10 protein-coding genes and 1 pseudogene are annotated in these 11,240 nt (G+C 70.4%); 9 read left to right on the top strand and 2 right to left on the bottom strand.

Going from position 1 to position 11,240, the window contains the following annotated elements; all coding sequences use genetic code 11:
• Positions 1-58: 58 nt before the first annotated feature.
• From AC2W7J_RS10220 to AC2W7J_RS10185, 8 genes and pseudogenes are all read left to right on the top strand, one after another.
• On the top strand, positions 59-205 hold the full coding sequence (locus AC2W7J_RS10220) for a hypothetical protein (protein WP_485982280.1): 147 nt from the start codon (positions 59-61) through the stop codon (positions 203-205).
• Positions 202-447 (top strand): annotated as a pseudogene (locus AC2W7J_RS10215) (PIG-L family deacetylase); the annotation flags it as partial. The gene AC2W7J_RS10220 and the pseudogene AC2W7J_RS10215, both read left to right, overlap by 4 nt.
• A 92-nt stretch (positions 448-539) precedes the next feature.
• A complete protein-coding gene (locus AC2W7J_RS10210) occupies positions 540-1,565 on the top strand; it encodes a methyltransferase domain-containing protein (RefSeq protein ID WP_485982279.1) in 1,026 nt (341 codons plus the stop codon).
• Complete coding sequence (locus tag AC2W7J_RS10205; protein ID WP_255185707.1) at positions 1,562-2,260, top strand: glycosyltransferase family 2 protein; 699 nt, start codon at positions 1,562-1,564, stop codon at positions 2,258-2,260. Before AC2W7J_RS10210 ends, AC2W7J_RS10205 begins: the two co-directional genes overlap by 4 nt.
• Entirely contained in the window at positions 2,260-3,342 is a 1,083-nt protein-coding gene (locus tag AC2W7J_RS10200; protein WP_421006907.1) for a glycosyltransferase, read from the top strand. Before AC2W7J_RS10205 ends, AC2W7J_RS10200 begins: the two co-directional genes overlap by 1 nt.
• Before the next feature lie 265 nt (positions 3,343-3,607).
• Positions 3,608-4,381 carry a glycosyltransferase gene (locus AC2W7J_RS10195; RefSeq protein ID WP_485982278.1) on the top strand — a complete coding sequence of 258 codons (774 nt, stop codon included), beginning with the start codon at positions 3,608-3,610 and terminating at the stop codon, positions 4,379-4,381.
• Positions 4,374-5,219: a glycosyltransferase family 2 protein gene (locus AC2W7J_RS10190; RefSeq protein WP_485982277.1), complete on the top strand. Its 846-nt coding sequence runs from the start codon at positions 4,374-4,376 to the stop codon at positions 5,217-5,219. Before AC2W7J_RS10195 ends, AC2W7J_RS10190 begins: the two co-directional genes overlap by 8 nt.
• 31 nt (positions 5,220-5,250) lie before the next feature.
• Positions 5,251-5,928 carry a response regulator transcription factor gene (locus AC2W7J_RS10185; RefSeq protein WP_255185703.1) on the top strand — a complete coding sequence of 226 codons (678 nt, stop codon included), beginning with the start codon at positions 5,251-5,253 and terminating at the stop codon, positions 5,926-5,928.
• 286 nt (positions 5,929-6,214) lie between these two features.
• On the opposite strand, the gene AC2W7J_RS10180 is transcribed toward AC2W7J_RS10185, so the two are convergent.
• Both AC2W7J_RS10180 and AC2W7J_RS10175 read right to left on the bottom strand, forming a co-directional pair.
• Complete coding sequence (locus tag AC2W7J_RS10180; protein WP_485982276.1) at positions 6,215-7,396, bottom strand: zinc-dependent alcohol dehydrogenase; 1,182 nt, start codon at positions 7,394-7,396, stop codon at positions 6,215-6,217.
• Between the two features lie 24 nt (positions 7,397-7,420).
• A complete protein-coding gene (locus AC2W7J_RS10175; RefSeq protein ID WP_485982275.1) occupies positions 7,421-9,526 on the bottom strand; it encodes a catalase in 2,106 nt (701 codons plus the stop codon).
• Between the two features lie 231 nt (positions 9,527-9,757).
• Between AC2W7J_RS10175 and AC2W7J_RS10170 the strand changes: the two genes are divergently transcribed.
• Positions 9,758-11,240, top strand: a 1,483-nt coding sequence (locus tag AC2W7J_RS10170; RefSeq protein WP_485982274.1) for a proline dehydrogenase family protein, incomplete at its 3' end; no start/stop codon positions are given.

The raw sequence follows: 11,240 nt of genomic DNA, 5'->3' as shown, positions 1-11,240 counted from the left end.
TGGCCGCCCGCGCCCGCGACGCGGCGGCGTCCGCCGCCCCACGTCTGCCTGACCGAAGGTGGCTCGGGCGCTGGGGCCGGCTCCGCTGACCTTCGACGAGGAGCACGCCCGTCGGGTCGCGGACCTCACCGTCTACGTCCGGCAGCACCATGGCGACCGCGACCTGGCGCGCACCGGAGCGATGCTCGTCGAAGCCGCACGATGACCACCCGGACACCACGCCTGGACCACCCCGACGGCGAGTTGCGGTGGGTGGGCGACCCTCGATGGTCATCGGTGACGACACCCACGACGCGTGCCGTCATCGGCCACCACCACCACCTGCTCGTCGTGGCAGCCCACCCGGACGACGAGTGCTTGGGCGCCGGGGCCTTCATCGCCGATGCCGCCGCGCTCGGCGTGGACGTGACGCTGCTGATCCTGACCAGTGGGGAGGCGTCGCACCCTCGCTCCTCCACGGTGAACCGTGAGGACCTGGGTGCTCGTCGGCGCGCCGAGGCGAGCGAGCCGCCGCTGAACTCGCGCCGGCCGCACACGTCGTGCACGTCGGGCTCCCCGACGGCGGCCTCGCTGAGCGCCAGGAGGAGATCTCGGCTGCCGTCGCCTCCTTCTGCTCCACGGGCACCCTCGTCCTGGCCCCGTGGACGTCGGACGGACACCCCGATCATGACGCTGCTGGTCGCGCAACCCGCACCGCGGTCCTCTCCCGGACGTCTGCCGGAGAGGCGGGGGTCAGCCTGGCCCACTACCTGGTGTGGTTCTGGCACTGGAGCGAACCCGACCTGCTGCCGTGGTCGGACCTCGTCGCCGTCGACGCGACCCTGGACGCCCAGTCCCGTCGCACGCGGGCGGTCCGGCGGCATCACAGCCAGGTCCAGCCGCTCTCGACGGCCGCGGGTGACGAGGCCTTGCTGACGGACGCAGTGCTGGCGCCGACCGTGCGTGGCTTCACCACCCTGGTCCTGTCCGACCGCGGCAACCTGCGCCCCGATGCGCCAAGTTCGCAGCGACCCGCCACGTTCGACGCGATGTTCGACTGCGGCGAGGACCCCTGGTCGAGCGACACCTGGTACGAGCGGCGCAAACGTGCCCTGACCACTGCCGTCCTGCGACGCGAGCGGTACGAACGGGTGCTCGACCTCGGTTGCTCCACGGGTACGCTCACGCGCGACCTCGCGTCGCGGTCCGGTGACGTCGTGGCGATCGACGTCAGTCAGCGCGCACTCGACATCGCTGCTCGCGACGCACCGAGCGGCCTGACCTGGATCAGGGGCGAGGCACCTTCCATCATCACCGAGCTGAGCGGACCCTTCGACCTCGTGGTGATGTCCGAGGTCGGCTACTTCCTCACGCCCTTCGAGCTGTGGCTCACCCTCGGCGGTCTCATCGAGCGGCTCGCTCCCGGCGGTGAGCTCGTCCTGGTGAGTTGGCGGCACGCGACCCGCGAGATCCCCTTGGACGGCCCCCGCGTGCACGCTCAGGTCCGCGCCGTGTGTGACCGCTGGTCGGTGGTCACCCTCGTCGAGGAGGACGTCCTCATCGACGTCTACGAGGCGTCCCGATGATCCGCGCCCTGCACGTCGTCGTTCCCGCACGCAACGAGGAGGTGCTGCTCCCCGAGGCACTGGCCAGCATCGACGCCGCTCGGCGCCGGGCGAGCATCGTCCATCCCGAGGTGATGATCGACGTCACGGTCGTGCTCGACCGCTCCGTCGACGGCTCCGCGTCGGTCGTCCGCCGAGCGGGTGTCCGCAGCCTCAGCGTCGACCACGGAAATGTCGGCGCCGCCCGACGCAGTGGGGCCACCGCTGCCCTGAGAACCGCCACGGCCCTTCAGGTCGGTGTCGATGACCTCTGGCTCGCCTCGACCGATGCCGACACCGTCGTCCCCCCGCACTGGCTGGTCGGACACATCGACCTCTCCCGGACTCATGACGCGGTCATCGGCACCGTCGAGCCGCGCGGTCTGACCGACTCCCGCGTGCTGATGGAATGGCGCGCCCGGCACCACCTGGTCGAAGGGCACCCTCACGTGCACGGCGCCAACCTGGGCCTGCGTGCGAGCACCTACCTCGCCATCGGAGGGTTCCGCGCGATGGCGAGCGACGAGGACGTCGACCTCGTGAGGCGCATCCGCGCTCACACGCCGTCATGGGTGGCGACGGACACGGTGCGAGTGTCCTCCTCGGCCCGTCGGACCGGTCGGTGCCACGGTGGTTTTGCGGAGTACCTCACCGACCTCGAGGACGAGGTGGGCTAGTGCGCATCGCCATGCTCGCCACCTCGCGTCACCCCGTCGCCGAGCCCTATGCCGGTGGCCAGGAGTCGCACACTGCGCTGCTGGCGCGCGGACTGCGCGAGCTCGGGCACCACGTCCGGATGTACGCGCCCGCGGGCAGCGACCCCGGTGTCGCCGACGAGCTCGTCCCTTATCGCGGTCTGCCCGACCTCAGTGCCGTGGCCGCGCTCGACCCCCAGTTGCCCGAGCCCGATTTCCTGCGCGACCACGCGGCCTTCACCGCGGCTGTCGTCGACCTCCTCGCCAGGCCCGTCGACGTGGTCCACAACCAGAGCCTGAACTTCCTCCCGCTGGCTTTCAGCCCAGCGGTGGCCGCACCACTGGTGACGACACTGCACACTCCCCCCTTCCCCTGGATGGAGCTCGGGGTCGCCCTGGCGAGCCCGCGCGTCGAGTACGTCTGCGTCAGCCGCACCAACGCGGCCGACTGGAGCACGCTGCCCACCCGCCCGAGGGTCATCCACAACGGGGTCGACGACGACGGCGGCGGCTCGGGCGCAGGGGGCGACGACCTGGTGTGGGTCGGCCGCCTGACGCACACCAAGGGATGCGACCTCGCCATCTCCGCCGCGCGACGAGCCGGGAGGCGTCTGACCATCGTCGGCCCGGTGAGCGAGCGGGCGTGGTTCGACGACGTCATCGCGCCCCAGCTCGACGATCGTGTGAGGTACGCCGGACATCTGCCGCACTCCGAGTTGGCCGCGCTCGTGCGCGCCAGCGCGGCGACCTTGGTCACCCCGCGATGGGAAGAACCCTTCGGCCTCGTCGCGGCGGAGTCCGCCACGTGGGGAACCCCGGTCATCGCTCTGGATCGGGGTGGTCTCGCAGAGTTCGTCACCCCAGAGATCGGCGTTCTCGTGAGTGCCCGGGGGGACGCCGACAGCATCGTCCGGGGACTGAGTGACGGCGTGGACGCAGCGGCTTCGCTCCCCCGCGAGGGCGTTCGCCTCGCCGCCCTGAGGGACCTGGGCTGGGAGCGGATGGTGCACGAGTACGCGAGCCTGTACCGCGAGCTCGTCGGCTCGGGACGAGGCCGAGCGTGAAGGTCGGCTGGTACGTGCACCACCACGGCTCCGGGCACCGCACCCGAGCGATGATCGTGGGCCGTCGGCTGGCCACGGACGGGGTCGATGTGACCCTCCTCGGCTCAGAGCTGGACCAGGCCGCCACGCGAGCCGCCGACTCGAGTCCGTGCTACTGGCCCACGACGCTCCTCTCGCAGACGGCACATCGGCCAGCGACGCCGACGTGACGATGCGCGGCCTCATGCACTGGGCACCGTTGGGTCACCGGGGATTCAGCGAGCGCATGACGACCATCGCACGGTGGATCCAGGTGCACCAGCCCGACGTCGTCGTCGTAGACGTCTCGTGCGAGGTGACCGTGCTCGTCCGGCTCCTCGGTGTCCCGGTCATCGTCGTGGCACAGCCGGGACTGCGGCACGACGCGCCGCACCACAGCGCTCTGGCCGCCGCCACCGCCGTTCTCGCCCCATGGCCGGAGTGGGCCCACACGCAGCTGTGGTCGACCGGGACGTCCGCCGCCCGCGTCGTGGCCGTGGGAGGACTCGCCCGCAGCCCGCGCGCAGCCATCGCCTCGGCAGACCGGCACCGGACGAACGCCTGGGACGGCGTGCGTCGCGCCAGGGGTCTCATCCTCTCGGGCTCCGAGGGATTCGACCGGGGAGACCTGCCGATGACCATCGTCCGCTCGGCCCCACACCTCGACTGGCAGGTCGCGGGCGGAGACGTCTGGGTCCCCGACGTGCGCAGCCTGATCGCTCGCGCGGACGTCGTGGTCACACACGGCGGGCAGAACGCCGTGGCTGACGTGGCCGCCGCCGGTGTGGCGGCATTGGTCGTGCCACAGCGCCGGCCCCACGACGAGCAGGACCACATGGCCGCGACCCTCGACGCCGCAGGTCTCGCGACCGCGGTCCGGCCCGAGGACCTCGACACGATCGACTGGGCCTGCGCGCTCGACACGGCCTTGGCGCGAGGCGGCCAGGGGTGGGTGCGGTGGGAGTGCGCAGGTGCCGTCGAGCGGGCGGCCGCACTGGTCGAGGCGGTGGCCGGTGGCTGAGCACATCGTGATCGTGACCGTCGTCCACGGTCGGCACGCGCACCTGCGCGAGCAGCGCAGGATCCTGCGCGACGTCTCCCCCGGGATGCCGCACATCATCGTGGCCATGGACGACCACGCCATCGACGACGTCGTCGCTGGTCAGCCGAGCGTGACCGTCATGCACGTCGAGCGCGATCCTCGCGGTCTCCCCCTCGCGCGGGCACGCAACATCGGGGTGCGGGCAGCGCTGCGCTCCGGCGCGGACCTGGTGGTCCTGCTCGACGTGGACTGTGTGCCCGGACCACGTCTGGTGAGCTCGTACGAGAGCGCTGCCGAGAGAGTTCCTCAAGCGCTGCTCTGCGGACCGGTGACCTACCTCGACGAAGGCGTCCGGGTCCCGGACGACGCCCGCCGGCTCGACGACCTGACCGACCCCCACCCCGCCCGGCCGGCACCATCGCCCGGCACGATCCAGCGCGACGGCTCGCACGAGCTCTTCTGGTCATTGAGCTTCGCGGTGAAAGCGTCCACCTGGGACCTGTTGGGAGGCTTTGCCGAGGAGTACGTCGGCTACGGGGCCGAGGACACCGACCTCGGTCGGGTCGCCCGCGAGCGAGGTGTAGAGCTGGTCTGGGTCGGAGGCGCCCATGCCTACCACCAGCATCACCCGGTGTCACGGCCGCCGGTCGAGCACCTCGTCGACATCGTGCGCAATGCATCGATCTACTGGCGACGTTGGCACGAGTGGCCCATGTCGGGGTGGCTCGACGAGTTCGAAAGGCAGGGCCGCATCATCCGTCGTCCCGGCGAGATCGTGCTCGTCGCGAGGGCGGACGGTCCCGAGACCCGAGCCTGACTCAGTCGGTAGCCGCGGTTATGGTCAGGGCATGAGCGCCCCTGCACGTGGCCCCTTGAGGGTCGCCCTGATCAACGATCACGAGCTGATCATCCAAGGAGTCGCCGCCATGCTCGAGCCCTACGCCGACGTCGTCAGGGTCGTCGAGCTGGATGCAGGGACCACGGTCGCTCAACCGGTCGACATCGCGCTGTACGACACCTACGCCCGCACCGGGTTCGACGGTGACGACCTCGACGTCTTGTGCGCCGCCCCCCACATCGGGCAGGTGGTCCTCTTCACCTGGCATCTCTCCGAGGAGCTCATCGAGTCAGCTCGGGCCCGCGGGGTCACCTCCGCGATCTCCAAGTCGGTCGGCGCGGAGGATCTCGTCATGGAGCTGACCAGGGCTCACGAAGGGCATCTGCGGGTCATCCCCTTCGAGCCGGACCCCACGCTCCCCACCAACTCCTGGCCCGGCCGCGCGGCGGGCCTGACACCTCGTGAGTCAGAGATCATCGCTCTCGTGACCGCCGGGCTGAGCAACAACGCCATCGCGGAGCGGACGTACCTGAGCATCAACTCGGTCAAGTCCTACATCCGCTCCGCGTACCGGACGATGGGCGTGGACAGCCGGAGCCAAGCCGTCCTCTGGGGGATCGACAACGGCATGGCCCCGACACGCAAGCGGATCGTCCTCGAGGCGCCGCCCACGCCCGCCGACTACTGACCCGACGCGCTGCGCGCTGCGGGCCCTTCGCCCGGATCGATCGGGTTGAGCCGGCGCGCGGCGCGAGACCGTGTACCCGCCTGCCCACCCACGACAGGGGTGTGAGCTCGATCGGCGAGCGACCGGCCAGCACCGCGTCGACGAGTCGTCGAGCGGCCCTCTGCGCCGGGATCGAGAGGAGCAGGACGGACAGGCACAGGTGGATCGGCCCGCCCAGCATCATGTCGATCGCGGCCACAGCCACGAGTGGCCGAGGCCCGTGCGGCCCCGGCCACTCGTGCAGCGGTCACGGCTTCAGCACGACCTTGATGCAGCCGTCCTGCTTCTTCTGGAACATCGAGTAGGCGTCAGGGGCCTGCGTCAGCGGCAGGCGGTGGGTCGCAAACGCCTCGAGACCGAGGGGGTCGCCGTCCTCGAGCACGAGCGGCATGATGTCGTCGATCCACCGCTTGACGTGGCACTGCCCCATGCGCAGAGCCAGACCCTTGTCGAAGATCTCCATCATCGGCAGGGGGTCGGCCATCCCGCCGTAGACCCCGCTCACCGAGACCGTGCCCGAACGTCGGACGGCGCCGATCGCCGTGCGCAGTGCGGCGAGGCGGTCGATGCCGACCGTCTTCATCATCGGCTTGGCCAGGACATCCGGGACCAGGCCGACGGCCTTGATGGCGGTCTCGGCCACGGGTGCGCCGTGGGCCTCCATCCCGACCGCGTCCAGGGAGCCGTCGACCCCGCGGCCGTCGGTGAGCTCGCGGATCGCTCCCGGCACGTCATCGGTCTCGTCGGTGTTGATGACTGTCGCGCCGTACTGGCGCGCCCGTGCCAGCCGTTCCGGCACGTTGTCCACGCCTATGACCTGCAGGCCACGGTGGGCCGCGATGGCGACCGCCATCAGGCCGACTGGTCCCAGCCCGATGACGGCGAGGCTGCCCCCGTTGGGCACGTCGGCGTACTCCACCCCCTGCCAGGCGGTCGGGAGGATGTCGGAGAGGTACAGGAACCGCTCGTCGGCCACGCCCTCGGGGACGAGGATCGGGCCGAACTGTGCCTGCGGGACGCGCAGGTACTCCGCCTGGCCCCCCGGGACGGAGCCGTAGAGCTCGGTGAAGCCGAAGAGCGAGGCCCCCATGCCCTGATCGCGCACCTGCGTGGTCTCGCACTGGGCCATGAATCCGCGTTGGCACATCCAGCAGTGCCCGCACGAGATGTTGAAGGGGACGACGACCCGGTCGCCCACCGAGATGTGGGTGACCTCCGACCCCACCTCCTCGACGATGCCCATGGTCTCGTGGCCGAGGATGTCTCCCTTCGACAGAAAGGGACCGAGTGGGTCGTAGAGATGGAGGTCGGATCCGCAGATCGCGGTCGAGGTGACACGGATGACCGCGTCGGTCGGGCGCTCGATCCGAGGGTCGGGGACGTCGTCGATGCGGACGTTGCTTCGGCCTTGCCAGGTGAGTGCCTTCATGTGGTGCCTCTCTGTCGTGGTACCTCAGGCGTCGAGGTCGCGGTCCCACTGGCGTGGTCCGGCGATCCTCGACAGGAATGTCGTGTTGTCGTTGGCCGTGTCCAGGCCCAAGCAGGCCGCGTCGAGCTTGTCGCTGAGACCGGCCGCCGCGACGAGAGCATCGGTGGCGCCGCCGAGCCCGATGACCTTGTAGTGGTTGAAGGCGTCGGTGAGGAAGTCACGCGCTGCTGGCTCGTCGGCCAGGACGGCTCCACCGTCGGGCCCTGTCAGGACGGCGATCGCGTCGTACAGCACCGAGGGGGCACCGGCGACGGCCTGCGTCGCCTCGAGCAGCGAGTCGTCGGACAGCGTGGCGCCCCCGACGGCCTTGGCGACGACCTCGCAGATGCCGCCTGCCTTCGTCACGGCCTTGCGCAGACGCTTGACCGCGGCCGCGTCCGCGCCGTCGCCGACCAGCAGCCCCAGCTTGCGGCCGGCGAAGGTCTCCTTGGCGTTGGCGAGGATGCTCAGAGCGGGGCTCGGCGGCAGATCCCTGATGGGCTCCGCGGCCGGGACGGAGGCCTCCGGGAGGGGCATCCGCAGGCCCGCGGCCACGCCAGCGGCGAGGTCCTCGTCGACATTGCGCAGGTTGGCGATCATCCGTGACCTGATGGCCGGGATCTCGCACTTGCCCAGCTCGAAGGTGTACGCGAGGACGATGTGCTCCTGCTCGACCGGAGTCTGGCTGACGTAGAACTGCCGGGCCTGGCTGTAGTGATCGGCGAAGGACGCGCTGCGCACGCGCCGGGTCTGGCCCTCGACCTCGTCGGGGAAGGGTTGCTGCCCCTGCGCACCCACCTCGCGCGGCCCTCGGTCCTCGCCGCTGAAGGAGTTCGGCTCGTAGGCCGCCCGACCAGGCTGCGGTGACATCTGCATGTGACCGTCGCGCTGGAAGTGAGCGACGGGGCACCGGGGCGCGTTGACCGGCAGCTGGCTGAAGTTGGTGCTGCCGAGCCTCTTCAGCTGGGTGTCGAGGTAGGAGAAGTTGCGGCCCTGGAGCAGGGGGTCGTTGCTGAAGTCGATGCCCGGCGGCACGTTCTGCGTCATGAAGGCGACCTGCTCGACCTCGGCGAAGACGTTGTCGACGAGCCGGTTCAGGGTCATCGTGCCGACAGCCCGGACCGGGATGAGCTCCTCGGGGATGAGCTTGGTCGCGTCGAGGACGTCGAAGTCGAACTCGTCGGCGAAGGCGTCGTCGAAGACCTGCACACCCAGCTCCCACTGCGGGAAGTCGCCGGCGGTGATGGCGTCGAAGAGGTCGCGGCGGTGGAAGTCGGGGTCGGCGCCGTTGATCTTGACCGCCTCGTTCCAGACCACGGACTGCATGCCCAGCACGGGCTTCCAGTGGAACTTCACGAAGGAGCTGTCGCCGGCGTCGTTGATGAAGCGGAAGGTGTGGACACCGAAGCCTTCCATCATGCGGAAAGAGCGCGGGATGGCTCGGTCCGACATCTGCCACAGCGTCATGTGGGTCGACTCGGGCATGAGCGAGGCGAAGTCCCAGAAGGTGTCGTGGGCGCTCTGCGCCTGCGGGAAACCGCGGTCCGGCTCCTCCTTGACTGCGTGGACCAGGTCGGGGAACTTCACGGCGTCCTGGATGAAGAAGACCGGGATGTTGTTGCCGACGAGGTCCCAGTTGCCCTCGTCGGTGTAGAACTTCGTGGCGAACCCGCGCACGTCCCGCGCGAGGTCGAAGGAGCCGAGGTTGCCAGCCACGGTGGAGAAACGGACGAAGGTCTCGGTCTTCTTGCCGGCCGAGGCGAAGATGCTGGCACGCGTGATGTCGGCGAGCGACTCGTGGCACTCGAAGACCCCGTGAGCTCCGTAGCCACGCGCGTGGACCACTCGCTCGGGGATGCGCTCGTGGTCGAAGTGGAAGAGCTTCTCGCGGAACGCGTGGTCGGACATGAGGGTCGGACCACGCTCACCCGCTCGCAGTGAGTTGTTGTCGTCCTCGATCGGGACGCCGTGCGCCGACGTCATGACCGGGCTATCGCCGCCTGCTCGCTGGTGGGTCTCGCCGCCGGCCCCGACGCGGTCGTGGGCAGGTGCATCCGGGTCGTGGGAGGTGGTGCGCTTCGTCGTGGGCATCGAGATGAGCTCCTCAGGCTGGCGACGTTGAGCAGACCCGTGGCCGGGTCGACGTCTCCCTTCGACGCTAGGCAGGGGGTGCCCGAGGCACTACCTCCCAAGGGGTGGAGACAGGGCGCGTCTCACACAGGCCCGCCGACCGTGCCGATCAGACAGATGTATGTCGATGGACGGCTTGGGGCAAACATCTGGCTGTGGTCATCGCCACGTCGCGCGCCTACCGTCGAGAGCATGACGACGACTCCCTCCCTGACGGACCCGGCCACTGCCGCCTTCGCCCCCTTCGTCGAGGACGCGGTGCGTCTCGCGGACCGCTGGGCCGCCGCCGCCCACGCCGGCGAGACGAAGCGTGAGGCGCAGTCGACCGGTCAGCTCGCCGCGCTCCTGTCCGACCACGCCGGCCTCGACATGGCGGTCTTCTTCGTCGACCGCGTCGCGCGGCCGGAGGACGACCGCGTCGCTGCCAACGCGCTCAGCCGGATCACCGCGTCCGACTCGGCCTCCTTCCTCGGCCCGGTCGACCGCGGCCTGCTCGGGCTCGGCGCCCGCGCTGCCAAGATCGCGCCCAAGGTCGTCGTGCCCGCCGCCCGCGCCCGGATGAAGCAGATGGTCGGCCACCTGCTCGTCGACGCCCGCGACCCGCGTCTGGGCAAGCACCTGGCGAAGGCCCGCGAGGACGGGTTCCGCCTCAACATCAACCTCCTCGGCGAGGCCGTGCTCGGCGAGGGCGAGGCCGCCAGCCGCACCGAGCGCACCCGCGAGCTGCTCGAGCGCCCCGACGTCGACTACGTCTCGATCAAGGTCTCCTCGCTCGTCAGCCAGATCAGCACGTGGGACACCGAGGGCACCGTCGAGCGCTGCCTGACCCGGCTGCGCCCGCTCTACGAGACCGCGAAGTCGTCCAGCCCGCACTCCTTCGTCAACCTCGACATGGAGGAGTACCGCGACCTCGAGATGACCATCGAGGTCTTCACCCGGATGCTCTCCGAGCCGCAGTTCCACGACCTCGAGGCCGGCATCGTCCTGCAGGCCTACCTGCCCGACGCGCTGCCCGCCCTCGAGCGGCTCATCGACTTCGCCGTCGCCCGTCGCGCCTCCGGCGGCGCCCCGATCAAGGTGCGCCTCGTCAAGGGCGCCAACCTTGCGATGGAGCGCGTCGAGGCCGTCATGCACGGCTGGGAGCAGGCGCCTTACACGACCAAGGCCGACGTCGACGCCAACTACCTGCGCTGCGTCGAGCGCGCCCTGCGCCCCGACGCCGTCGGCGCGCTGCGCATCGGTGTCGCCTCGCACAACCTCTACGACGTCGCCGCGGCGCACCTGCTCGCGACCGACCGGGGGGCGCAGGACAGCCTCGACATCGAGATGCTCCAGGGCATGTCCCCGGCGCAGGCCCGCGCGGTGCGCGACGCGGTCGGCACGGTCATCCTCTACACGCCGGTCGTCGCCCCCGAGGACTTCGACGCCGCCGTCTCCTACCTCGTGCGTCGCCTCGAGGAGAGCGCCTCCCCGGAGAACTACATCCACGCCTTCTTCTCCGAGGATGCCGCGGCGATCCCCGACCAGGAGGCCCGCTTCCGGGCGAGCGTCGAGGCCATCGGCGACACCCCTGTCGGCCCGCGCCGCTCCGCCGAGCGCCCGCCGATCGGTGACACCTTCGACAACACGCCCGACTCCGACGCCGCCCTGCCCGGCCACCGCGCGTGGGCCCGCC

This window comes from Janibacter sp. CFPM2_SD2 (assembly GCF_057364645.1).
The sequence above is the reverse complement of the archived record's forward strand: the minus strand, read 5'-3'. Positions and strand labels throughout refer to the sequence as shown.